The organism is Konateibacter massiliensis (genome assembly GCF_900184995.1).
In the GTDB taxonomy this organism is placed as follows: domain Bacteria; phylum Bacillota; class Clostridia; order Lachnospirales; family Lachnospiraceae; genus Lachnotalea; species Lachnotalea massiliensis.
In genome coordinates this window covers 669,335-693,909 of record NZ_LT860099.1, presented here as the reverse complement: position 1 = coordinate 693,909, position 24,575 = coordinate 669,335, and the positions used below count along the sequence as shown (strand labels likewise).

Here is a 24,575-nt window from a genome sequence, read left to right as displayed (position 1 = left end):
TAAAATGAAGAAGGTATTGTCAATTGCTGGCTCTGATTGCAGTGGAGGAGCCGGTATTCAGGCGGATTTAAAAACGATGACGGCAATGAATGTATATGGGATGAGCGTGATTACCGCGCTGACGGCTCAAAATACAACAGGGGTTTACGGTATTGCAGAGACGCCGAAAGAATTTGTGGCAAAGCAAATAGACTGTATTTTTACAGATATTATACCGGATGCTGTGAAAATAGGAATGGTATCTGGCAAGGAGCTTGTTGAAGTAATTGCAGATAAGCTTACGGAATATGAGGCGAAATTTATCGTGCTTGATCCTGTGATGGTGTCTACAAGCGGGAGCCGCCTTTTAGAGGAGGAAGCGGCACAAGCTCTTATGAAGAAGCTTATCCCATGTGCTTATATGATTACACCGAATATTCCGGAAGCGGAGGTACTAAGCGGCTTAAGCATTCGTTCTGCCGCCGATATGATAAATGCTGCAAAAGAAATTGCAAAAGCTTATCAAGGTGCAATTTTGATTAAGGGAGGTCATGGGCAACAAGATGCCAATGATCTGCTTTACATGCAGGGTGAGATAGCGTGGTTTGAGGGAAAGAAAATTGACACGAAAAATACCCACGGAACCGGCTGCACCTTGTCCTCCGCGATTGCCTGCGGACTGGCAAAGGGGTATTCACTGGAAAAAAGTGTGAGAGAGGCAAAGGAATATATCTCGGGAGCATTGGGGGCGGGACTTCAAGTCGGAAAAGGAAACGGACCCCTCAATCATTGTTTTCGGATGGGCTAGGAATAAGGGAATAAATTACACATTTGGTGTATTTTATTCCCTTATTCCCTTGACAAATGCTTTGTATCCTATTATTATCAAAAATAAGAATATTATTAAAAGTAAGAACACTAAGAGAGGAAAGTGACATGAGTAATCAAAATATGATGAGAGTTGTTATGAATGCCACACGACTTAGAATTATTCAGTATCTTACCTTGCACGAAACTGCAACCGCAGGGCAGATAAAGGAGGAGCTGACAGATATTCCGCCTGCAAGCCTTTACCGTCATATCAAGATGCTGGAGGAAGCGAAGCTGATTCATGTGGTGAAAGAGAACAAGGTGAGAGGGACGATGGAGAAAGTATATCAGCTCAACAAAGAAAGTCCCTTGAACGGTGATACCTCGAATAAGGCAATCAATCAGATTGTGCAGTCGGGGCTTTTAAGCATTATGAGCGAGTTTGCAAGATATTTGGACAACGAGGAAAATGACATGAGAAAGGACTTATTGTTTCTTACTACCTCGACGCTTTTATTATCTGATGAGGAATTCATGGAATTTACAGAGGAAATGTCAGCTGCCATTCAAAAGGTAATCAATAACAAAAAGAACGAGGAGCGAAAGGTCAGAAGAATCACCTTTATATCGTCACCATGCGAGGAGTGAGAAAATGATAGATTTCAGGGAATTGATGAAAACAGAGCAGTATGATTTCTTGCGTACAAATGAGAGATTGGGAAAGAGAATCATACTGCTGGGATTAGGAGGCAGTCATGCCTACGGAACGAATAATGACAGCAGCGACATAGATTTCAGAGGTGTCACCTTAAATATGCCGTCTGATTTATTGGGGCTGACAGAGTTTGAGCAATATGAAGATACCAAAACAGATACAGTAATTTATTCGTTTAATAAAATTATCAAGCTGCTGCTGGAATGTAACCCGAATACTTGCGAAATACTGGGCTTGGACGAAGAACAATATTTGATAAAGACTGCTCTTGGTCAGGAGCTGCTGGATAATAGCAGTTTATTTCTTTCGAAGCGGGCCGCAAAATCTTTCGGCGGCTATGCAGGAGCGCAGCTTAGGAGGCTGCAAAATGCCATAGCAAGAGATGCAGTAGTCCAGACAGAAAAGGAACAGCATATTTTAAACTCAGTTAGAAATGCGTTGGAGGATTTTCAGAGAAGATATAATTCTTTTGATAACGGAAGTATCCGGCTGTATATTGATAAGGCGGTGAATACGGAATTAGAGACAGAAATATTTGTAGACGCCGATTATAAGCATCTTCCGCTCAGAGACTATGAAAATATGTGGTCAGTAATGCACACCGTTGTAAAAGAGTATGACAAGATAGGCAAACGAAACAAGAAAAAAGATGACAATCATCTTAATAAACATGCAATGCATTTGATTCGTCTGTTTATGATGGCAATCGATATTCTGGAAAAGGGGCAAATTAGAACAAATAGAAGAGAAGATTTGGAATTATTGCTTAAAATCAGAGGCGGAGGTTTTTTAAAGGAAAATAGAACCTTCGACAGAGAGTTTTATGATATGATTGCAGACTATGAATCAAAGCTGGAAAAGGTGACAAAGGAGAGCGTTTTACCGGATAATCCTGATATGGAAAGGGTAGAAGCGTTTGTGGAATATGTAAATCGAAAGGCAATCGAGGGGGACTATTGATGAGGGATGTATTAAAAGAAATCAAAGAAAAGCTCAAAGAAATAGAAGAAAAAGAAAATGTAAAAATTTTGCTGGCAATCGAGTCGGGAAGCAGGGCATGGGGCTTCGCTTCACCGGATAGTGATTATGATGTTAGATTCATTTATGTAAGAAAACCGGAAGATTATCTGAGACTCGATGAGAAAAAGGATATGATTGAATGGCAGCTTGATGACGTGCTTGACATAAACGGCTGGGATTTAAAAAAGGCACTGATACAGTTTAGGAAAGGAAATGTGACACTGTTTGAGTGGAGCAATTCCACCATTGTATATAAGAAAACGGCTGAGTGGGAACGAATTTATGAGGCTGCAAAGAGCTATTTTTCTATGAAGGCTGGAATTTATCACTATTACGGAACGGCACAGAGTACATATTCTCAATATCTGCAGGACGAACAGGTAAAGTATAAAAAGTATTTTTACGCGTTAAGACCGTTATTAGCGTGCAGATACATTGAAGAATATAAGTGTCCGCCTCCGATATTGTTTGATGATTTGATGAGGCTGGATATGCCGGATGAACTGAGAAGCGGGATAGAGGAATTATTGGAAAAAAAGAAAGTTACCGATGAAAAAGATTTAAATCCTCAGATACCGGTTGTGATTGATTTTATCTCCTCTGAATTAGAAAGACAGAAGGAATTAGTTAATGCAATGAAAGATGATAGAAATAAGGATTGGAATATACTAAATGAAATCTTTTTAAACACGATTGGGAGCGATAGCGAATGAAAATTAACGACTGGAACAAAATTCACGAATATTGTATGAAAAAACCATGTACCTATGAATCAAGACCATTTGGCGAATATCCCATCTGCTACCGCGTATCAGGCAAAATATTTGCCCAGCTTACCCCGCGGGAGGACTGGTTTAAAATTACCTTAAAGACGAATCCTGATTCAGCTGATTTTTACAGGAGTTTGTATCCGGGTGTGGTCGTGCGGGGTTATCATTGCCCGCCGGTGCAGCAGCCATATTGGAATACCATTGAATTGAATGAATTCTCTTTTGATACACTATGCCAAATGATAGATGAGGCGTATGATGAGGTGGTTGGACATTTGACGAAGAAGGAACAGAAAAGGCTGCCGCTTCGCGCTGATTACCGTTTTGTAAAGACTGACGGAACGAATTCTGATTTTGTGATGCTCTGTGAGGAATTGGATGAAAGCATAGACGAGCAGGTGGCAGGCAGATTCGACAGAGAGAAATTTGTGAAGTATAACCAGCTTCAATCTATACACGATGTCATTCTGATTTATAAGGGCGAGGAGATTGTGGGCGGAGGTGCCTATAAGTTCTATGACGAAGAAACCGTTGAGCTAAAGCGTATTTTTTTGCGAAAGGAATACCGTGCGTTGGGACTTGGGAAGGAATTGCTGCTTCGCCTCGAAGCGGATGCAAGAATACAAGGCTTTCGTTATGGAATACTGGAGACAGGAAATGTGCTTAAGGATGCGATAAGATTGTATCAGAAAATGGGCTACAAAGCGATTCCAAACTATGGGCAATATGCAGATATACCGGAGTCACTCTGTATGCAGAAAAAGCTTTAATCAAAGGAGGGAAAGAACATGCTTGAAATCAGGAACCTATCCAAGAGCTACAAAGGAAATAAAAAAGCCGTCGACGGATTAAATCTTACGGTGGACGCCGGAGATATCTTTGGATTTATTGGACATAACGGAGCAGGAAAAAGTACGACGATTAAATCCATCGTCGGTATTCTCGATTTTGAGGAGGGAGAAATTCTCGTAAACGGCAAGTCCGTGAAGGAGTACCCGGCGGAATGTAAAAAAGAGATTGCCTATATCCCGGATAATCCGGATATTTACGAGCACCTGACCGGCATTCAGTATTTGAACTTTATAAGCGACATTTTCCGTGTTTCTCAGAAGGATAGAGAGGAGAGAATTGCGAAATACGCAGATTTATTTGAGATAACCTCTGCGCTTGGAGATTTGGTTTCCTCCTACTCTCACGGCATGAAGCAAAAGCTGGCAATTATTTCGGCACTTCTTCATAAACCGAAGCTTCTTGTTTTGGATGAGCCGTTTGTCGGGCTTGACCCGAAGGCTTCTCTTCAGCTTAAAAACATTATGAAGGAGATCTGCGAGGAGGGGAGTGCCGTATTTTTCTCTACCCATGTTCTCGAGGTGGCAGAAAAGCTGTGCAACAAAATTGCGATTATTTACAATGGAAAGCTTGCTGCCTGCGGTGATACCGAAACCTTGGTAAAGGATACCACATTGGAGAACCTCTTTATGGAGGTGGTTGGCCATGAAAAATAATATTGCTATTTTACTGAAAATCATATTGATCAATCAGTTTAAATTAAATAAGCTGAAGGAGACAAAGGGTTCTGAAAAAGCAAAGTTTGTGATGATTGGCGTGGCAGTTTGTTTTGTCGGAGCGATTCTTGCGCTATACAGCTTTATGCTCGGCTTAGGGCTTGGAGTAATCGGTATCGGAAACGTGATACCCGGCTATGCGATTACGCTGGTCGGTTTGATTACTTTGTTTTTTACAATATTTAAGAGCAACGGCGTATTATTCGGAACAAGAGATTACGAAATGCTTATGTCCCTGCCCGTGAAAACGAGCGAGATTATTGCAAGCAGATTTCTCCATATGTACTTGATGAATACAATATTTGCAGCACTTATCATGCTGCCGCTTGGAATTACCTACTATATATTTGAAAAGCCCCAAGAGATATTTGCGATAATCTGGCTGATTGGAATTCTTTTGTCAACCCTTCTCCCTACCGCACTGGCGGCAATTATCGGTGGTATCATCGCATATATCGCAGCCCACTTTAAATATACGAATGCTGTTGCAACTATTTTTTCCATTGTGTTTGTTATTGGCATTTTAATGTCGTCCTTTTTGCTCGGAGGAGTGGAGGAGAGCGATATTCCAATGATGGAGATTGCAAAGCTCGGAGAATTTATGTCGGATGAGCTGCATAAAATATATCCGATAAGCAGTCTGTTTGACAAAGCGGTAATTAATTATGATATAATTGCTTTAATTCTGTTTGTTGTACTTTCGATAGGACTCTATCTGCTGTTTGTGAAGGTACTTTCACTTCGATATAAGTGGATCAATACAGCCCTCATCACTCACAGGACAAAATCCGATTATAAGCTACAGAGGCTTTCGACTTCCTCCGTGCTGACTGCTTTGTATAAGAAGGAGTTAAAACGTTTCTTTTCCTCCTATTCCTATATACTTAATATGGGAATTGGGGCAGTTATGGCGGTAATGCTCGCGGTTGCGGTATTTATAGCGGAACCTGCAACGATTGAAAAATGGATAGAGATACCAAATGTTCAGCCAATCATTGTGAACATTATCGCTTTTGTATTTTCAACAGTTCTTGCCCTGACCTGCACGACGAGTGTCGCGCTTTCCCTGGAAGGAAAAAATCTTTGGATACTAAAGTCTCTGCCGATTACGACGAAGGCGATTATGGACAGTAAAATATTGGTCAATCTGACTCTGACGCTGCCGACATGTCTGCTGTTTGGAACGCTGATGAACATAAAATTTCAGACAGATATCATAACGAGATGCTTTTTTTATCTGGTGCCGGTTGTCTATTCACTTTTCACAGCGGTATGGGGCATGTTTATCAATACGAGATTTCCAAATTATGAATGGGAGTCAGAGACTGCGGTGATTAAACAGGGATTGTCCTCGATGGTTGGAATGTTGGGCGGTGCTTTGTTTGCCATCGTTCCGATTATAGTGCTTATTGCCCTGCAAAATGTATCGTATCAGCTTATTTCGGGAATTACTATTCTTGTTGTAAGTGCGGCAGGAAGTGTGCTTTATCACCGGCTTGGTACTTATCGATTGTAAAGACGATTAGGAATCAACTGTTACTGGGAAGCTGAGGGCTGACCGTAACAGCAAAAAATATATTGACGGAGGTTATAAGAATGAAATTTAGTGAAATGCCTTATGAAAGAATAGACTTTGAGAAGACAAAGGAACGCTTTGAAAAAATCATGGAGGAGTTTGCCGCAGCAAAGAGCGCTGAGGAGCAATTTGCGGTTCATCAAAAGTATTATGAGCTTGTAAATGAAATTGAGACGATGATTACGATTGCCCATATCAGACATGATATTGATACAAAGGATGAGTTTTATGATGGGGAGCAAAATTATTATGATGAGATATCCCCTAAAATCCATAATATGCAGGTAAGCTATGCAAAACTAATGTATGACTCACCTTACCGCCCATACTTGGAAGAAAAGATAGGAAAGGTTGCCTTTAAAAACATTGAAATCAGCTTAAAGGCATTTGATGAGAAGATAATCGGGCTTATGCAGGAGGAAAATACGCTGACCTCCGCTTATGATAAGCTTATTGCGGGAGCGGCTATTGACTGGGACGGTGAGGCATTAAACCTCTCTCTGCTTCGAAAATATCTGACCGATAAAGACAGAGAAGTAAGACAGAGAGCATATGATAAATACTGTGAGTTTTTTGAGGCGAATGCAAAGGAACTAGATGATATTTATGATAAGCTTATCAAAAACCGTACGCAGCAGGCAAGAGAGCTTGGCTATGAAAATTATCTAGAGCTTGGCTATTACCGTATGCAGCGAAACTGCTATGATAAGGCGATGGTAGAAAACTTTAGGGATCAGGTAAAAGAGTACTTTGTGCCATTTGCAGAGCAGTTACATGAGCGAAGGAGAGAACGTCTGGGACTTGAGAAGCTGTCCTATATCGATGAGGCGGTTTCCTTTTTAAACGGAAACCCAATGCCTGTCGGAACACCGGAGGAAATCATGGCAAACGGCCAGCGTATGTACAGTGAACTTTCGCCGGAGACGAAGGAGTTTTTTGACTTCATGACGGAAAACCAGCTTTTTGATGTGCTTGGCAGAAAGACGAAGAAGGCAGGCGGCTATATGACTTACCTTCCGTTATACAAGGCACCTTTTATTTTCGCCAATTTTAACGGAACGAGCGGCGATATTGACGTAATCACACATGAATGCGGTCATGCATTCCAAGGCTATTTGGCGGGTAAAGATCCGATTAAAGAGCATGCGGATATCACGATGGAAACCGCTGAGATTCATTCCATGTCGATGGAGTTTTTCACAGAGCCGTATATGGAAATGTTTTTCGGGGACAGGACGAAGGATTATCTGTCCATGCACTTGGAGGAAGCGGCAGCGTTTATTCCTTACGGCTGTATGGTAGACGAATTTCAGCATATTATGTATGAAAACCCTGATTTGACAAGTGAGCAGAGACACGCAGAGTGGAGCAAGCTTGAAAAAATTTATCGTCCGCATATGGACTATGCGGGAAGCGCTTTCTTTGAAAAGGGCGGCTTTTGGCAAAAACAGCTTCATATATACGATTATCCGCTTTACTACATTGATTATTGCATTGCACAGACTTGTGCATTCCAGTATAAGGCTTGGATGGATGAGAACTTTGAGGAAGCGTGGGAGAGCTATCTAAAGCTTTGCAAGCTGTCGGCAAGCGATTTCTTCACGAATATGGTGAAGGAGGTCGGCTTAAAGAGCCCGTTTGAGGATGGCTGTATGGAGGAGATTGTAGAGAAGCTTTCACAGAAGATACAGTAATTATAAGAACAAAGAATGTATCATTATGAAGAAAAAAGCTGTCGGTAATTTAATGCCTGACAGCTTTTTTTGATGAAAAAATATGTAAAAAGAATAAAATTGTAAAACTAATTATTAAGAAAGTATAATAAATATTGCAAATATTGACAATAAAACCCAGAAAGCTTACAATTTAAGAAAAATAGAAAATCAGGAGGCGGGTTATGCTAAATTCATTAAAGGTCAGGGCAAAAATATTTTTACTTTCATTTTTATTAATTGCTTTTTTATTGATTGTCACGGTAATGACACTTTTTAATTACAAATATGCAAATGATGAGATACATTCCTTGTATGTGAATAATTTAATGCCGATTGAAATTGGAGGAGACTTGCGTACGCAGACAAGAGCTATCCATGCCGATTTGTATTCGATTATTCTTGCCAAAGACGGTGCAGACATTACAGCGACCTTTGATGATATTAGTAAGAGAAGAGAGACGGTAGCGGAGGATATGTCAAAACTCAGGGCGGAAATGACGAGTGAGACACAGGCAGCGATGTTTGCTGATGTGGAAACTGCTTTGACTAACTGGAATGAGCTTTTGGAAACCACATTAGGATATTTGCAGGATGGAAAAAAGGATGAGGCGTATGAGTACTTTACGGCAAATATATCCGTGCTGGAAAGTTATCAGACGACGGTCAGAGATTTGAATACCTATAATGGGGAGCTGGCAGATAACAAGACGCTTAATAATTATAACTTATATACGAAAACCATCGTGCAGTCAATCGGTATTATCGTGTTTATCATTCTTATGGCAATTGTGATAACCATTCTTATCAGCAATAATATAACAAAGGCATTAAAGGTATATGTTGCTTATTTAAAGACGCTGGCAACTGGAGATTTTTCTCTCACAAGCTCGGATGAATATACAAAACGCAAGGATGAAATAGGTGAGCTTGCATTGGCGGTACATACGATGCAGGATTCGGTCAGAGAACTGCTGACGAATGCCCAAAAAGAAATTCATGTTATTTACGATGTTGTGGGAGAGGTAAATTCACAGTTTAAGGAATTAAACGATTCTGTGGAAGGAGTGTCTTCTACGACGGAGGAGCTTGCTGCGGGAATGGAGGAGACGGCGGCATCCACTGAGGAAATGTCTGCAACCTCCGTAGAAATCACAGATGCGGTTCAAAATATCACGCAGAAGTCAAAAGAGGGCGAGGCGCGAGCGAAAGATATTTACGAGCGGGCTGCCGAGGCAAAAGCAAGAATTAAGACTTCACAGGAGATAGCCGATAAACTGATTAAAAATGCAAAAGAAAATATGGGTCAGGCAATTGCATCTGCAAAAGTGGTGGAGGAGATTAATGTTTTGTCCGATGCAATCTTAAAGATTACTTCACAGACAAATTTGCTTGCGTTAAATGCTTCGATTGAGGCGGCAAGAGCAGGGGAAGCAGGAAAGGGTTTTGCGGTTGTTGCCGGAGAAATCGGCTCGCTGGCTGAACAGTCACAGAGCACGGTCGTTCAGATTCAAAATGTGACAAATGAAGTAAAGGCGGCGGTGGAATCTCTGACAAAGAACGGAAAAGATTTACTGGCTTACGTCTCAAAAGAGGTTGCAGAGGACTATGTGATGATAGGAGAGGTTTCCGAATCTTACAGTGAGGACGCAGAGTATCTGGATACTTTGGTGAAGGATTTCAATGAGGCATCAAAGAATATTTCTTATTCCATTGAAGAGATGGGCAAGGTAATCGAGGGTGTAACGATTGCCGCCAATGAAGGTGCCACCGGAACAACGGATACGGCAGCAAGAGTGGGAGAGATTATGGAAATGTCCGGCAATGTGCTGAAGCTAATGGAGCAGACCCAAGAAAGCAGCAAGAAAGTCCAGGAAGAGATATCAAAGTTTGTAGTTTAATTAAACTGACGGATTAGATTTTGAACAGAATAAATACAAAAAAGAATGGGAATAACTAAAGGTTGTTCCTATTTTTTATATTATAGAAAATCGCTTTGTATTTAAGAAAATAAAATAGTAAAAGTTACTATTATTGTTATTGACAAACCCAAAGAGTGATGTTACAATATTTACAAGTTAGAAGCAACTAACAAAAAATAAGATAAATTTAAAAGGAGGTTTTTATTATGTCATTAATCAATAAGGAAATAGGGGATTTTTCAGTTCAGGCGTATGTAAACGGAGAATTTAAGAAGGTGGATAAGGAAGATGTGTTAGGAAAATGGTCTGTATTCTTCTTTTACCCGGCAGATTTTACTTTTGTGTGCCCGACTGAGTTAGAAGATTTAGCAAACAAATATGAGGAGTTCAAGGGAATTAATTGTGAGATTTACAGTGTTTCCTGCGATACTCATTTCGTTCATAAGGCATGGCATGATGCGTCTAAGACCATTCAGAAAATCAGCTATCCGATGCTTGCAGACCCGACAGGAAAGCTTGCAAGAGATTTTGAGGTTATGATCGAGGAGGATGGACTTGCAGAAAGAGGAAGCTTTATTGTAAATCCAGAAGGCAAAATCGTAGCCTATGAAGTAATTGCCGGAAACGTGGGAAGAAATGCAGATGAGTTATTCAGAAGAGTACAGGCATCCCAGTTCGTGGCAGAGCATGGTGATCAGGTGTGCCCGGCAAAGTGGCAGCCGGGAGCAGATACCTTAAAGCCAAGCCTTGATTTGGTAGGTTTAATCTAAATATAAATTATTATGAGCTTTGCTCACACTTTGCGCCCGAGCGGGTGGCGTCGCAATGACTTCCACTCCGCTAGGTGCGCATATAGCTTCTGACATAGGATATCTCCTACATCGGAAGCAAATAACCCCGTCTCACCATGAGCCGGGGTATTTTAAAAAGGAGAAATAGATATGAGCGAAAAAAAAGAGTTATATGATTTGGTTGTTGTAGGTGCCGGTCCGGCAGGGCTTTCTGCTGCAATCTATATGGCAAGAGCAAAATACCGTGTATTAGTGATAGAAAAAGAAAAAATCGGTGGTCAGATTACAATCACCTCCGAGGTAGTCAATTACCCGGGAATCGAGAGCACAAGTGGAAAAGAATTAACGGATGGCATGAAAGCGCAGGCGGATTCTTTTGGAGCTGAGTTTGCCTATGCGGAGGTGCTTGATATGGAGTTAGAATCCGATATCAAGGTGATACACACGACAAAGGGCGATTATGAGGCTCTTGGTGTCATCCTTGCCGTTGGTGCAAACCCGCGTAAGCTTGGATTTAAAGGCGAGAAAGAATTTCAGGGAAGAGGGGTTGCTTACTGTGCAACCTGTGACGGCGAATTTTTTACTGGAATGGATGTGTTTGTCATCGGAGGAGGCTTTGCGGCAGTGGAAGAAGGGATTTTCCTTACAAAGTACGCAAAACACGTCACAATGATTGTCAGAGAAGAGGATTTTACCTGCGCCAAAATGGTTGCGGATGAGGTGAAGGGAAGGAATGATATCACCGTCAACTTTAACACGGAGGTTGTGGAAGTAAACGGCGACGGCATGGTGAATTTTGCCCGGTTTAAAAATAACCAGACCGGCGAGGAATGGACCTACGAAGGCGGAGAAAACGGAGCCTTTGGAGTGTTTGTTTTTGCGGGCTATGTGCCGAATACAAAGTGGCTCCCGGAGCTTATCGAGAAAAACGAGCAGGGCTATATCATAACGGATGCCAATCAAAAAACGAATATCGCGGGAGTTTACGCGGCAGGAGATGTTTGCATCAAAAATCTGCGTCAGGTAGTAACCGCTGTATCAGACGGTGCAATTGCGGCAACTTCCTTAGAAAAACATGTTTCTGAAATACATCACAAGCTGGATATCCCGGAGCTTATCGTGAACAAACCAAACCCGGAACGTGTAAAGCAAGTGAAGGAAGAAAATACAGCAAAGGAGAGCGAGAGCAACGGATTTTTAAGTGCAGAAGTAAAAAATCAGCTATCCGGTGTATTTGCAAAATTCCAAAACAAAGTGATTTTAAAAGCGTGGCTGGATGACAGTGCCTTATCAGGCGAGATAAAAGGCTTCTTGGAGGAAATACAGGATTTAAGCGATAAAATTGAATGGATTGTACCGGAAAAAGAAGAGAGCGAGCGCATTCTTCCGGCAATTGAATTATGCTATGAGGATGGAAGAAGCAGCGGAATATCCTTCCATGGAGTACCGGGTGGACATGAAATCAATTCCTTTGTCGTGGCGCTCTACAATGTTGCGGGTCCGGGACAGGAAATTGAGCCGGAGATAAAGAAAGAGTTGACAAAGATTGAGAAAGATATCAATATTAAGGTGATGGTATCCCTATCCTGTACGATGTGTCCGGAAACGGTTATGGCGGCTCAAAAAGCAGCGTCGGTCTCCGAGCATATTGAAGCGGAAATGATTGATTTGATGCACTATCCGGAGCTAAAGAAAAAATATCAGGTGATGAGTGTTCCTTGCATGGTGATCAATGATGAGGTTGTGCACTTTGGCAAAAAGGGCATACAGGAAGTCGCGGATATTATCACAAAAATAGCAGGATGAAAAACTGCTTAAAGCGAAAGGTGTTTTGAGATGCAAAAAGAAATTTACTTGGCAGGCGGCTGCTTTTGGGGAACAGAAAAATATCTTCAGGAAATCAAAGGGATTGTTCAGACGGAGGTAGGCTATGCCAACGGGACAACAGAAAATCCCACCTATGAGGAGGTTTGCCACAACAATACAGGCCATGCAGAAGCGGTAAAGGTTTTGTATGATGACAGCCAAATCAGCTTGGAGGAAGTTCTGAATTTGTATTATGATGTGATTAATCCGGTCAGCGTAAACCGTCAGGGCGGTGATGTGGGAACACAGTACCGAACGGGCATTTATTATGTGGATTCGAAAGATGAACCGGCGATACAGGCATCGATACAAAAGCTTCAGCAAAGCTATAAGGAGAAAATTGCAATCGAGGTAAAGCCGCTTTCCAATTACAGCAAAGCGGAGGAATACCACCAGAAATATCTGGATAAAAATCCGAACGGATATTGTCATATCGGAGCGGATAAATTTGAGCTGGCAAAAAAATATAATCGCTAAGATACAAGAACAAAGCGGGCAAGTCCGCATCAACTCCTTAATCCCTTACTTGCGAGGGACTTGGCTGCTTTGCTCGCTCGTAGAAATTTTCTATCATATAAAAAGTATAAAAGAAATATAAAAAACGTTGCTTTCAGGCTTAAAACCTATGCATATGTGGTATAATGATAAAAAGGTGTGAGCTTTGCTTACACTCCGTGTCCGAGCGGGTTGCGAAGCAGCCGCTTCCTTTCTGCGAGATGCGTATTTTGGCACGAATTTGCATAGGAGGATGAAAGTATGGAAACATTTCAAGAATTGTATCAATATGTAGTAAAATCTGCAATGAATGACGAACTGGATAAAATGGAAGGTCTGGAAAAGGAGTATGATCCTCACCAGCTTGATTGTCTGTTAAATCCTACGAAACATCCGCTTGTAATTCAGACGGGAAAATGTGAATGTTCCGATGAATCCCAAAGCGAATGTATCAAGAGATGTCCCTTTGATGCAATCAGTATAAAACCAGAAGGCGGAATTGTCATAGATTCTGATCTTTGTATGGGCTGTTCGGAATGTATTGACGGCTGTGCGGGAGAAAAGCTGCGGGCAAGCACAGATATTATTCCGGCATTAAAGAGTATCCGCTCTGCAAAGGGGCTTGTCTATGCCATGATAGCGCCCGCATTTCTTGGACAATTCAGTGCTGAGGTAACTCCGGGCAAACTTCGTACCGCAATGAAAAATATAGGCTTTGACGGAATGGTGGAGGTTGCTTTATTTGCAGATATATTGACGCTTAAGGAAGCACTTGAATTTGATAAAAATATTCAAGAGGAAAGCGATTTCCAGCTTACGAGCTGCTGCTGTCCTATGTGGATTGCTATGATTAAGAAGGTTTACAATGAGCTTATGCCTCATGTGCCGGGGTCAGTATCACCGATGATTGCCTGTTCAAGAACAATCAAGGTGCTTCATCCGGAAGCAATCACTGTATTTATCGGACCTTGTCTTGCCAAGAAGGCAGAGGCGAGGGAGAAAGATTTGGCTGGTGATGTAGATTTTGTACTGACCTTTCAGGAAATGCAGAATATATTTGAAGCCTTTGACATTCATCCCGAAGATATGGAGGAGAGCGACAAAGATCATTCTTCAAAAGCAGGCAGAATTTATGCCCGAGCGGGCGGAGTAAGTGAAGCGGTTGCCAATACGGTAAAGAGCATCAGCCCGAACCGAAAAATCAGTGTGAAGACACAGAAAGCGGATGGTGTTCCGGCATGTAAGGCGATGATGACGGAGCTGATGGAAGGAAAGACAAATGCCAACTTCTATGAAGGAATGGGCTGCAGAGGCGGCTGTGTAGGCGGTCCAAGGTCCATCACGAGCGTGGAGGAGGGAACGAAAGCGGTCAATGAATATGCGGAGGCAGCTACCTATCAGCATCCGGCTGAAAATCCATATGTAATCGAACTGCTGCATCGTCTGGGCTTTGATACGATAGAGAGTCTTTTAGAGAACTCTGATATCTTTACACGCCAGTTTTAAGAATGGTTCACATAAATAATAAGCGTTAAGCGTATAATAGTTTTTGTATGAAAGGACAATTTAAATATATTTATTTAAATTGTCCTATATTTATATTGACAAAGTAGGAATTATTTAATATGATAAATATCCTATCGAAACGATAGGTTGATTTATTCATAGACTGGCGAAAACTAGCATAAGAAACTATAAACAAAACAATCTGTGTCGCACAAGGAGGTAATTTATGTTAGATAAAATGAGAGATGATGAAAATCATTATAAAAACCTGGTTGATGGAAAATGGATAGATGGAAATGATAATAAAACGATCACAATCTATTCTCCGATTGACGGCAGTGAGCTTGGAAGTGTGCCGGCTATGGCAAGTGAAGATGTAGACCTTGCAATTGAGACGGCAAAGCAGGCGCAAAGGCACTGGAGAAATGTAACAATAGATGAAAAGGCAGAGATACTTTATAAGACGGCGAAAATTCTTCTCACACAAAAAGAGGAATTGACGGACCTGATGATGAAGGAAATTGCAAAAGATAGAAAAAGCTGTGCGAGCGAGATAGAAAGAACGGCTGATTTTATCCGTTTTACAGCGGATACGGCAAAAAACATATCGGGTGAAAGCATTCCGGGAGACAGCTTCCCGGGGGTAAAAACGAATAAAATTTCTATGGTAAAGAGAGAACCGTTAGGAGTTATACTGGCAATTTCACCTTTTAATTATCCGGTTAATCTGGCGGCATCCAAGATAGCACCGGGCTTGATGGCGGGAAATTCCATTGTCCTAAAACCGGCATCTCAAGGCAGCTTATGCGGTTTATATTTGGCGAGAGTGTTCCAAGAGGCAGGGGTTCCTGCCGGAGTGCTGAATACGGTGACCGGAAGAGGCAGTGAAATAGGAGATTACATCACAACGCACCGGGGAATTAACTTTATTAATTTTACCGGTAGTACAGAGGTAGGCAAACATATTTCCGAGATTACAAGCATGGTTCCTCTTTTGATGGAGCTTGGCGGAAAGGATGCGGCTATTATTTTAAAGGACGCTGACCTTGACTTGGCAGCTACCAATATCGTGGCAGGCGGATATTCTTATTCCGGACAGCGCTGTACGGCAGTAAAACGAATCCTTGTCATAGATGAAGTGGCAGATACGCTGGTTGAAAAGATTGTTTCGAAGATGGAGACGTTAAAAGTGGGAAATCCGTTGGAACAAGATGTAGATATTGTTCCGTTGATCAGCGAAAAAGCAGCGGACTTTGTTTGCGAGTTGATTGATGATGCGAAAGAAAAGGGTGCAAAGCTCTTAGTAGGAGGAACAAGGGAAGGAAATCTGATTGCTCCTACGCTGTTTGACAATGTGACAACCGATATGAGAATTGCATGGGAAGAGCCGTTTGGTCCGGTTTTACCGATAATCCGTGTTAAGAGTAAGGATGAGGCAATACAGATTGCAAACGACTCCGAATATGGGCTTCAATCTGCGGTATTCACAAGCAACATCAATGAAGCGTTTTATGTGGCAAACCGCTTGGAGGTTGGAACCGTACAGGTCAACAACAAAACGGAAAGAGGACCGGATCATTTCCCATTCCTTGGTGTAAAATCTTCCGGTATCGGAACACAGGGAATCCGTTATTCGATTGAATCGATGTCGAGACCGAAGGCAACAGTAATTAATCTATATGAGCAGGGTGAAGATTAGATAATTACAAGCACCGAAGATGTAAAATTTCATCTTCGGTGTTTGTAATTTCCACAATTTTTATATAAAAATTTTTATCTACATATCTTCTACAAATAAATGAATTAACATAGAGACAAGTAAGCAAACAATTCATTTGTAAAGGAAGGAAAAGAAAATGGCGAAGGTGAAAAACAACAATAACAAGAACAACAAATCAAAGAAATTACCGATTTTATACCTTGTGGCAGGACTTTTGATTGTAGTGGTGATTGCCACCTCGTTTTTGAAAAATGGAAATGATACAAAACAGACGGCAGATGGAAAAACAGAGACAACAACAGCAGAAGTATCGGAAAATGGTGATTTGATAATTCCGGTTGCTGCTGTTTCAGACAAAGCAAGCTTTTATGAGTATGATGTGGACGGAACCAAGCTTGAGGTGATGGCAATCAAGGCATCTGACGGTACAATAAGAACAGCATTTAACACCTGTCAGGTATGCTATAGCTCCGGCAGAGGCTATTATGAGCAAGACGGTGATGCACTGATATGCCAAAACTGCGGAAACCGTTTCTCGGCAGATGATGTGGAAGTGACAAGGGGCGGCTGCAATCCTGTTCCGATTCCGGAAGAGAATAAGACAACAGATGATACCAATATCATCATAAGTCAAGATTATTTAAAGAGTGCAAAAGAGCTGTTTGAAAACTGGAAGTTATAATAATTTTGCAAAAGGACAGTGAAATTCAGGAAGTCATACAGAAGAGAAAACCAAATTCGACAGTGTAATACAAGAAATGAAAGCTGATAGGTTGCAGTCGGCTTTCATTTTTTTGTATAAGGGGATTTCTCTGTATAATATCTAAATCCTTAACGAGGTATTTCACGAGTTTAGTATTTATGGTATTATATAAGGAAGCATAGCATAGGACATGGTAACTATGTAGGAATAAAAAACGAGGTTATTATATGACGGATACAACAGCAAAGAAAAAGAGACTTTCCAAAAAGAAAATAATTTTATCTTCCATTGCATTAGTTTTATTTATTCTGGTCATAGGAGTGGTAAAATATTTAACTTTTTGCCTGCCTGCGGATGAGGAGGCACTTGCGGCAATGGTCACAAATGAAGAAGTAATCGTGGAGGAAATCGGGAATACGATTGTATTTACTCCGATAGACCAGACTCCGACGATTGGATATATTTATTATCCGGGTGGGCAGGTGGAGCCGGAAAGCTTTGCTTATGCAGCAAGTGAGATCGCAAAGAGCGGTATTAAAGTTATTATACAGAGGATGCCTTTTAATCTTGCCATGTTTGGTAAGGATAGGGCATTTGATGTGATGGATACTTATACGGATATTGAGGAATGGTATATCGGTGGCTTTTCCCTTGGCGGCGTTTCTGCCTGTATGGCAGCTTCCGAGAATATGGAGGCTTTTGAAGGAGTCATATTATATGCAAGCTATACAACAGAAAGCTACTCACTGGCAGACAGCGGATTGAAGGTATTAAGCTTGTCGGGAAGCAATGATGGTCTGGCAACACCGACAAAGATTGAAAACGGCAAAGAATTTTTACCGGAGGATACGGTTTACATACAAATATCAGGAGGAAACCATACCCAGATGGCGATTTACGGGGAGGGCGACTTGCAAAAGGGAGACAATGAAGCGGGATTGAGCCGTATGAAGCAGCAGGAAATTCTGGTGGAAGAAACGAGTGATTTTATATTACAGGAGGGAGCGGCGGTGAATTAGACAGGCCGATATGAAAATGCCATGAATACCAACGAATTAAAATGTTTTGCCGCAGTATATGAAGAAAAGAGCATCAATCAGGCTGCCCAGAGGCTGTTTATTACGTCTCAAGGACTGAGCAGAATGATAAAAAATTTGGAGACCAAGCTGGATACCACCTTGTTTGAACGAAGTCAAAAGGGAGTTATACCGACTCAAAGTGCCGAATTTTTGTATGAGAGGGTAAATCTTTTAATTAACCAGCTTGATAATATTGAGGAAGGACTTCGGCAGTTAGAGCTAAAAAACAGGGTGCTTCGCATTGCATGTGCTAGAGGAGTTTTAAATGCCCTGTCCTTTCAGTTGATTTTGGACTTTATCAAAAGCCATCCCCAGATTGAAGTGGAATGGGCAGAGTATGCAAATGATAAGGTAAAGGAAATGATTGCCGGCTATAAGGCTGATGTGGGAATCGTGGTCGGAAAAAGCAAAGAGAGAGAGTTTCTGGAGCGGCAAATTGCAAGCAGGGAGATTATTTTGACGGTCTATGAGGGCCATCCCTACTATGATAAAACAGAAATCAGCATTGCAGACTTAAAGAACGAAAAAATCCTCATTTTGAATGAAGAATTTCGAGTTTATCATGAATTTAAGCAGGGCTGTATGGAAAACGGCTTTGAGCCCCAGATTGTGGCGAAGACGGTGGACAGCCATTTCTTATATAAATTGTGTAAGTTGAAGGTAGGCATCGGAGTACTGATTGACTTTTCAACGGAGGATTTTAATTTGAAAGGGGTCAAGGTCATTCCCTTGAAAGAAAAAATCAAATGGAATATTTATCAGATCTCAAACAGGCAAAACCAAGACTTCACAAATATCAAAATTTTTCAGGAGTATTTGAATAAAAAAGCATAGGTTTAGTCAAAGTTTACGAATGGAATGTTAAAAAATTGTCATAATTGAATAACAACAATTTGTTGGAAGGTGTGAAGGATTTGTTGATAGTCATTCACACCTTTTATCTATTATAATATTGTTAAAAATTAAACAATATTTTAGAAGGAGATTGATACGATGACAAAAAAATACCCCCATCTTTGTAAACCGATTAAAATCGGAAAAGTAACCTTTCGAAACAGAATGTTTTCAGCACCTATGGGAGGAACGGATATAACCGCCGACTGCTGTATCGGAAGAGGCTCCACTGCCTTTTATGAATTAAGAGCCAAAGGCGGAGCCGGAGCCGTTACGGTAAGTGAATGTATGGTACATCCGGAAACAGACGGTTCTCATGCTTATCATTTGGACTTGACTACCCCGGGTTCCCTTTCCGGCTTTACCTATACCGCAGATGCCATCAGAAGGCACGGAGCAATCGCAAGCGTGGAACTGTCTCATTCCGGACAATATGCGGGTACCTATTTGACGGATAAGGATAAGAAGAAAGGAATGGCACAATACGGTCCAAGCGCAGGTGTCCGTCCGGACGGATTGGAGGTAAAGGAACTTCCTGTTGAAATGATTGCAGATATTGTCAAGGCATACGGAAATTGTGCCGGCTTGGCAAAGCGTGCAGGTTTTGAGATGGTCATGGTTCACGGCGGACATGGCTGGCTCATTAACCAGTTTCTATCTCCTTATTTTAATCATAGAACCGATGAGTACGGCGGAAGTCTTGAAAACAGAGTCCGTTTTGCAAGAGAGGTGTTAGACAGCGTCAGAGAAGCGGTGGGAGAAGGTTTTCCGATTGAATTTCGTATGAGCGGCTCCGAGTTTTTTGAGGGTGGCTATACCCTTGAGGACGGAGTGGAAATTGCAAAATTGCTGGAGGATAAAATTGACTTATTGCATGTTTCTGCCGGAACTTATCAAAGAGGGTTTGCCACAACGCATCCGTCTATGTTCCTTCCTCATGGCTGCAATGTCTATCTTGCCGCGGAAATTAAAAAGCATGTGACGATTCCGGTTGCTACAATCGGAGGCTTGAATGACCCTGCCATGATGGAGGAAATTATCGCATCAGGTAAGGCGGACGTCGTTGAGATGGCAAGAGCCTTGCTGGCAGACCATGAATTGCCAAGGAAGATTATGAGCAATCAGGATGAGAAAATAGTGAAGTGCTTACGCTGCTTTACCTGTATGGCAGAGCGCGCAATGACCTCCACGAGAAGATGTACGGTAAACCCGCTGATTGGAAGGGAACTGGACGGAACAGAAATCGTGAAAAGCTCCAATCCACGTAAAGTGCTAATTGCAGGAGGAGGTCCGGGAGGACTGGAAGCGGCGATTACTGCGGCAAAGAGGGGACATCAGGTTATTCTTTGTGAAAAATCAAACGAACTTGGCGGTATATTAAAGGGAGAACAGGCAATCCCGTTTAAATATGAAATGTATGAGCTTGGCGTGACACTTGCAAAACAGGCAGTGGAGGCAGGAGTAGAAATCCGGTTAAATACGAAAGTAACGGCGGAATATGCCGAGAAGGAAGAGGCAGACACACTGATTATTGCCATAGGGTCAGAACCTCTTATTCCGCCGGTTGAGGGGATTACAGGAGAAAATGTTGTTGTCGTGAATGATTACTATCTGGAAAAAGATAAGGTAGGAGACAGTGTAGTTGTTATCGGCGGTGGCTTGGCAGGATGTGAAGCGGCAATTCATCTTGCAGAGGAAGGAAAAAAGGTAGAGCTGGTAGAGATGCGTTCGGAACTTGCCATTGATGCGAATATCAGACATCGTCCGATTCTTTTGAAGAAGGTAGAGGAGCTGGTGACGGTTCATAATCAGTATAGGGCACTTAAAATTACAGAGGAAGGCGTTTTGTGCCTGAATGAAAAAGGGGAAGAAGAGCTTGTTTTAGGAAAATCCGTTATCTGTGCGGCAGGACAGAGAGCATTGACGGGCGAGGCTGAAAAATTGCTTAATTGTGCTCCTTATGTCGCTCAAATCGGCGACTGTGTATGTCCGTCCACGATTACCACAGCAGTTTATCAAGGCTATCATGCAGCACTTGATATTTAATATAGAAGTGAACGTTTTTTCACAGAGGTAACTTATATACATAAATCAGGAGGAGAAAAGATGAATTATCAAAGAAAAAGATGGGTGGTATTAATTGCAAGCTGTCTCATCAACTTATGTATCGGCTCTTTATATGCATGGAGCGTATTTGCGGCTCCTATGGCAAATCACTTGGGAGTGGAGCCGGGAAATCTGGCAATTATATTTACAATCACAAACGCAGTAGGACCCATAACCATGATTGCCGGCGGAAGAATCAATGATTTATTGGGACCGAAATGGGTTATTTTTACAGGAGGAATTGTGTACGGAGCAGGCTTTATCATAAGCAGCTTCAGCAATTCCATGACAACATTAGGAATCGGTTATGGAATCGGATGCGGTCTTGCCATGGGAATGATCTATGGCTGCACGATTAATAATTCTATAAAATTTTTCCCGGATAAACGAGGTTTAATAGGCGGTATCGCAACGGCCACCTTTGGCTTTAGCTCCGTGCTTATGCCTCCGATTGTGAATTCCATGATTAATAAGATTGGAGTATTATTGACATTCCGCTATGTTGGAATTGCCTTCTTAGTCATTATTTGTCTTTGTGCGTTTTTGATTGAGAAATGCCCCGAGGGCTATATGCCGGAAAACTGGAAGGGAAGCAATCATAAAACGCAAAAGAAAACAATGGAAAAAAGCTGGAGAGAAATGCTCAAAGACCCTATGTTTTACTTGATGTTCTTTATGCTTATATGCGGAGCATTTTACGGACTTATGATTATTTCACAGGCATCGCCTCTTGCGCAGAATCTGATTAAGGTAACGCCGGCAACAGCAGCCGTTTGTGTATCTGTGCTGGCACTGTTTAATGTAGGCGGACGTATCTGTGCAGGCTTCTTATCTGATCTGATAGGACGGGTAAACACCTTATTTGCCATGCTGATACTTTCTATTTTGGCATTAGGGCTGTTGATTACCTGTGGCGAAGGAGATTTGACTAAATTTATGGTTGGTATTTCTTTTATCGGTGTATCATTCGGAGCTTTTATGGGCGTATTTCCGGGCTTTACGGCAGACCAATTCGGAGCGAAAAACAATAGCGTGAATTATGGAATTATGTTTATCGCTTTTGCTCTTGCCGGTGTATTCGGTCCGATTATTTTGAAAAATATGTACAGTACTTATGGTGTTTATACCAATGCCTTTTTAATCGGAATCGTATTTGCTGTGGCAGGCTTGATTTTAGCGCTTGCTTACCGTATTTTTAACAAGAAAATTAATGAATATTAATGAATAAAGAAATCTTTTATTTCAAAAGCCGCAGCCTTTTATAAAATAAAAAGCTGTGGCTTTTGCTTTTATTCATAATATATACAAAGTGTGTTTTGCATACTTTCTATTATTAGAAAAATGTGATAATATAGTAATATTGGAGTGGATTGTTAAAAAAATACATGGGGAGAAAGGCGCAAAATGAATGTAAAAGAACAAGTGCTGAAAAAGTATTTCGGATATACGCAATTTCGTACAGGACAGGAAATTTTAATAGACGGCATATTGGCAGGGCAGGATACCTTCGGAGTTATGCCTACCGGGGCAGGAAAATCTCTTTGCTACCAAGTCCCCGCATTATTGCTAGAAGGAATCACATTAGTTATTTCACCTCTTATATCTCTTATGAAGGACCAGGTCGGTGCCTTAAATCAAGCAGGAATTCATGCAGCTTATCTAAACAGTTCCCTTACCGTAAATCAGTATTATAAAGCCTTGGAATATGCAAAGCAGGGTGTATATAAGATTATTTATGTGGCGCCGGAGCGGCTTATGACGGAGGAGTTTTTAAACTTTGCAAAGAGTGTGACTATCTCCATGATCAGCGTGGATGAGGCTCACTGTATCTCGCAGTGGGGACAGGATTTTAGGCCGAGCTATTTAAAAATTATGGATTTTGTGGAGCAGCTTGATAAGAGACCGATTATCAGTGCATTTACCGCCACGGCGACAAAGGAAGTAAAAGAGGATATTGTCAATATTTTAAAGCTTGAATCACCGACTCTTTTAACGACAGGCTTTGACCGTGATAATTTATCTTATACGGTGCAGACGGGAAAGGACAAGTTTGCGGCAGTGGAAAAATATCTCGAAGATAACCCGGATAAAAGCGGAATTATTTACTGCCTGACAAGAAAGACGGTCGAGGAAGTATACGAAAAGCTTTCAAAAAAGAACATTGCGGTGACCAAGTACCATGCGGGACTAGGCGACAAAGAGAGAAAAGAAAATCAGGATGATTTTATCTATGACAATAAGCCGCTGATGGTTGCGACAAATGCGTTTGGAATGGGAATTGACAAGTCGAATGTCCGCTTTGTCATTCATTATAATATGCCGAAAAATATTGAGAGTTATTATCAGGAGGCCGGAAGAGCGGGCAGAGACGGTGAGCCGTCGGAGTGTATTTTGCTGTATTCACCTCAGGACGTGGTGATGAACCAGTTTTTTATTGATCATAACCGTGATAATACGGAGCTGAATGAAGCAGAACTTGAGGTGATTAAGGAGCGCGACTACGAGCGGCTAAAGAAAATGACTTATTACTGCATCACAAATGAATGTCTGCGCGATTATGTGCTGCGGTATTTCGGAGAATATGGTGCCAATTACTGCGGAAACTGCTCAAATTGCCTAAATCAGTACGAGACTGTTGATGTGACAGACGTCGCACGAGGACTGATTGGCTGTGCATCTGCCTGCAGGCAAAGATATGGTGTCAATGTGATTATCGACACGGTACACGGCGCAAATACCGCAAAAATAAGACAGTACCGCATGAATGAGAACGCGCATTATGGTGAGCTTGCAAAGACACCGACTTATAAGCTTCGTCAGGTGATGAATTATCTGCTTCTAAATGAATATCTGAGTGTGACAAATGACGAGTATATGATTGTGAAGCTGACGGAGAAATCAAAGGCTGTCATGGAAGAGGAAGAGAGCCTTACCATGAAAATGGCGAAGGAACAGGAGCAAGAGGCAAAGGTTAAAAAAGAGAAGAAGAAAAAAGGCAGCGCAAGTGCAGAGCTTGATGAGGCGGGCGAAGAGCTGTTTGAAAAACTTCGGGCACTTCGAAGAGAGATTGCCCAGGAGGAGAAGGTCCCGCCTTATCTTGTGTTCTCGGATAAAACATTGGCTCATATGTGCGTGATAAAGCCGAAGAGTAAAAGTGAGATGTTGACGGTGTCTGGTGTCGGCGAATTTAAGTATGAGAAGTATGGGGAGAGATTTTTGAGTGTGATTATTGTGTAAGTTTTAATATCTCACAAAACGCTGCCCAAAATCTCACAAGAATTAGATAAAATCAATAAAGATTTAAAAAAATGTCATAATATGTTGAAAAATTTAGTTTTTAGGAATA

Annotated in this window: 20 protein-coding genes; all 20 read left to right on the top strand. The window is 41.6% G+C overall.

Annotation, left to right across the window (positions count from 1 at the left end):
• Positions 1-4 precede the first annotated feature (4 nt).
• The 20 genes from thiD (at position 5) to recQ (ending at position 24,466) form a co-directional block, all read left to right on the top strand.
• Positions 5-787, top strand: a complete 783-nt coding sequence (gene thiD / locus CTY48_RS19870; protein ID WP_236354848.1) for a bifunctional hydroxymethylpyrimidine kinase/phosphomethylpyrimidine kinase — start codon at positions 5-7, stop codon at positions 785-787.
• Between the two features lie 128 nt (positions 788-915).
• Positions 916-1,437 (top strand): helix-turn-helix domain-containing protein, encoded by a 522-nt coding sequence (locus CTY48_RS09005; protein WP_180272689.1) that lies wholly within the window; start codon positions 916-918, stop codon positions 1,435-1,437.
• A gap of 4 nt (positions 1,438-1,441) precedes the next feature.
• Entirely contained in the window at positions 1,442-2,464 is a 1,023-nt protein-coding gene (locus CTY48_RS09000) for a nucleotidyltransferase domain-containing protein (protein WP_099468166.1), read from the top strand.
• Positions 2,464-3,237 (top strand): nucleotidyltransferase domain-containing protein, encoded by a 774-nt coding sequence (locus CTY48_RS08995; RefSeq protein WP_099468165.1) that lies wholly within the window; start codon positions 2,464-2,466, stop codon positions 3,235-3,237. Before CTY48_RS09000 ends, CTY48_RS08995 begins: the two co-directional genes overlap by 1 nt.
• Positions 3,234-4,064, top strand: coding sequence for a GNAT family N-acetyltransferase (locus CTY48_RS19865; RefSeq protein ID WP_236354844.1), 831 nt, complete (start codon positions 3,234-3,236; stop codon positions 4,062-4,064). Before CTY48_RS08995 ends, CTY48_RS19865 begins: the two co-directional genes overlap by 4 nt.
• An 18-nt stretch (positions 4,065-4,082) precedes the next feature.
• Positions 4,083-4,799, top strand: coding sequence for an ABC transporter ATP-binding protein (locus CTY48_RS08985; protein ID WP_099468164.1), 717 nt, complete (start codon positions 4,083-4,085; stop codon positions 4,797-4,799).
• Entirely contained in the window at positions 4,789-6,375 is a 1,587-nt protein-coding gene (locus CTY48_RS08980) for an ABC transporter permease (RefSeq protein ID WP_099468163.1), read from the top strand. The genes CTY48_RS08985 and CTY48_RS08980 overlap by 11 nt, the downstream gene beginning before the upstream one ends.
• A gap of 80 nt (positions 6,376-6,455) precedes the next feature.
• Positions 6,456-8,129, top strand: a complete 1,674-nt coding sequence (locus tag CTY48_RS08975; RefSeq protein ID WP_099468162.1) for a M3 family oligoendopeptidase — start codon at positions 6,456-6,458, stop codon at positions 8,127-8,129.
• A 203-nt stretch (positions 8,130-8,332) separates the two neighbouring features.
• Positions 8,333-10,048 carry a methyl-accepting chemotaxis protein gene (locus CTY48_RS08970; RefSeq protein ID WP_099468161.1) on the top strand — a complete coding sequence of 572 codons (1,716 nt, stop codon included), beginning with the start codon at positions 8,333-8,335 and terminating at the stop codon, positions 10,046-10,048.
• A gap of 227 nt (positions 10,049-10,275) precedes the next feature.
• Positions 10,276-10,839, top strand: a complete 564-nt coding sequence (gene ahpC, locus CTY48_RS08965; RefSeq protein ID WP_099468160.1) for an alkyl hydroperoxide reductase subunit C — start codon at positions 10,276-10,278, stop codon at positions 10,837-10,839.
• A gap of 171 nt (positions 10,840-11,010) precedes the next feature.
• Complete coding sequence (locus CTY48_RS08960; protein WP_099468159.1) at positions 11,011-12,666, top strand: FAD-dependent oxidoreductase; 1,656 nt, start codon at positions 11,011-11,013, stop codon at positions 12,664-12,666.
• Between the two features lie 30 nt (positions 12,667-12,696).
• The gene (gene msrA / locus CTY48_RS08955; RefSeq protein WP_099468158.1) at positions 12,697-13,203 is read left to right on the top strand and encodes a peptide-methionine (S)-S-oxide reductase MsrA; all 507 of its coding nucleotides are present in this window, start codon (positions 12,697-12,699) and stop codon (positions 13,201-13,203) included.
• Between the two features lie 279 nt (positions 13,204-13,482).
• Positions 13,483-14,727 carry a [Fe-Fe] hydrogenase large subunit C-terminal domain-containing protein gene (locus CTY48_RS08950; protein WP_099468157.1) on the top strand — a complete coding sequence of 415 codons (1,245 nt, stop codon included), beginning with the start codon at positions 13,483-13,485 and terminating at the stop codon, positions 14,725-14,727.
• A gap of 226 nt (positions 14,728-14,953) precedes the next feature.
• On the top strand, positions 14,954-16,426 hold the full coding sequence (locus CTY48_RS08945; RefSeq protein ID WP_099468156.1) for an NADP-dependent glyceraldehyde-3-phosphate dehydrogenase: 1,473 nt from the start codon (positions 14,954-14,956) through the stop codon (positions 16,424-16,426).
• A gap of 157 nt (positions 16,427-16,583) precedes the next feature.
• The gene (locus CTY48_RS08940) at positions 16,584-17,129 is read left to right on the top strand and encodes a DUF2318 domain-containing protein (RefSeq protein ID WP_099468155.1); all 546 of its coding nucleotides are present in this window, start codon (positions 16,584-16,586) and stop codon (positions 17,127-17,129) included.
• A gap of 248 nt (positions 17,130-17,377) precedes the next feature.
• Positions 17,378-18,169: an alpha/beta hydrolase gene (locus CTY48_RS08935; protein ID WP_099468154.1), complete on the top strand. Its 792-nt coding sequence runs from the start codon at positions 17,378-17,380 to the stop codon at positions 18,167-18,169.
• A gap of 21 nt (positions 18,170-18,190) precedes the next feature.
• The gene (locus CTY48_RS08930) at positions 18,191-19,063 is read left to right on the top strand and encodes a LysR family transcriptional regulator (RefSeq protein ID WP_099468153.1); all 873 of its coding nucleotides are present in this window, start codon (positions 18,191-18,193) and stop codon (positions 19,061-19,063) included.
• Between the two features lie 159 nt (positions 19,064-19,222).
• On the top strand, positions 19,223-21,169 hold the full coding sequence (locus CTY48_RS08925; RefSeq protein ID WP_099468152.1) for an oxidoreductase: 1,947 nt from the start codon (positions 19,223-19,225) through the stop codon (positions 21,167-21,169).
• Positions 21,170-21,229: 60 nt separating this feature from the next.
• Complete coding sequence (locus CTY48_RS08920; protein ID WP_099468151.1) at positions 21,230-22,450, top strand: L-lactate MFS transporter; 1,221 nt, start codon at positions 21,230-21,232, stop codon at positions 22,448-22,450.
• Positions 22,451-22,633: 183 nt separating this feature from the next.
• Positions 22,634-24,466 carry a DNA helicase RecQ gene (gene recQ, locus CTY48_RS08915; RefSeq protein WP_099468150.1) on the top strand — a complete coding sequence of 611 codons (1,833 nt, stop codon included), beginning with the start codon at positions 22,634-22,636 and terminating at the stop codon, positions 24,464-24,466.
• Positions 24,467-24,575 lie beyond the last annotated feature (109 nt).

Coding starts and splice junctions, on each gene's coding strand:
- thiD (WP_236354848.1), top strand. CDS start 5: ATGAAGAAGGTATTGTCAATTGCTGGCTCTGATTGCAGTGGAGGAGCC.
- CTY48_RS09005 (WP_180272689.1), top strand. CDS start 916: ATGAGTAATCAAAATATGATGAGAGTTGTTATGAATGCCACACGACTT.
- CTY48_RS09000 (WP_099468166.1), top strand. CDS start 1,442: ATGATAGATTTCAGGGAATTGATGAAAACAGAGCAGTATGATTTCTTG.
- CTY48_RS08995 (WP_099468165.1), top strand. CDS start 2,464: ATGAGGGATGTATTAAAAGAAATCAAAGAAAAGCTCAAAGAAATAGAA.
- CTY48_RS19865 (WP_236354844.1), top strand. CDS start 3,234: ATGAAAATTAACGACTGGAACAAAATTCACGAATATTGTATGAAAAAA.
- CTY48_RS08985 (WP_099468164.1), top strand. CDS start 4,083: ATGCTTGAAATCAGGAACCTATCCAAGAGCTACAAAGGAAATAAAAAA.
- CTY48_RS08980 (WP_099468163.1), top strand. CDS start 4,789: ATGAAAAATAATATTGCTATTTTACTGAAAATCATATTGATCAATCAG.
- CTY48_RS08975 (WP_099468162.1), top strand. CDS start 6,456: ATGAAATTTAGTGAAATGCCTTATGAAAGAATAGACTTTGAGAAGACA.
- CTY48_RS08970 (WP_099468161.1), top strand. CDS start 8,333: ATGCTAAATTCATTAAAGGTCAGGGCAAAAATATTTTTACTTTCATTT.
- ahpC (WP_099468160.1), top strand. CDS start 10,276: ATGTCATTAATCAATAAGGAAATAGGGGATTTTTCAGTTCAGGCGTAT.
- CTY48_RS08960 (WP_099468159.1), top strand. CDS start 11,011: ATGAGCGAAAAAAAAGAGTTATATGATTTGGTTGTTGTAGGTGCCGGT.
- msrA (WP_099468158.1), top strand. CDS start 12,697: ATGCAAAAAGAAATTTACTTGGCAGGCGGCTGCTTTTGGGGAACAGAA.
- CTY48_RS08950 (WP_099468157.1), top strand. CDS start 13,483: ATGGAAACATTTCAAGAATTGTATCAATATGTAGTAAAATCTGCAATG.
- CTY48_RS08945 (WP_099468156.1), top strand. CDS start 14,954: ATGTTAGATAAAATGAGAGATGATGAAAATCATTATAAAAACCTGGTT.
- CTY48_RS08940 (WP_099468155.1), top strand. CDS start 16,584: ATGGCGAAGGTGAAAAACAACAATAACAAGAACAACAAATCAAAGAAA.
- CTY48_RS08935 (WP_099468154.1), top strand. CDS start 17,378: ATGACGGATACAACAGCAAAGAAAAAGAGACTTTCCAAAAAGAAAATA.
- CTY48_RS08930 (WP_099468153.1), top strand. CDS start 18,191: ATGAATACCAACGAATTAAAATGTTTTGCCGCAGTATATGAAGAAAAG.
- CTY48_RS08925 (WP_099468152.1), top strand. CDS start 19,223: ATGACAAAAAAATACCCCCATCTTTGTAAACCGATTAAAATCGGAAAA.
- CTY48_RS08920 (WP_099468151.1), top strand. CDS start 21,230: ATGAATTATCAAAGAAAAAGATGGGTGGTATTAATTGCAAGCTGTCTC.
- recQ (WP_099468150.1), top strand. CDS start 22,634: ATGAATGTAAAAGAACAAGTGCTGAAAAAGTATTTCGGATATACGCAA.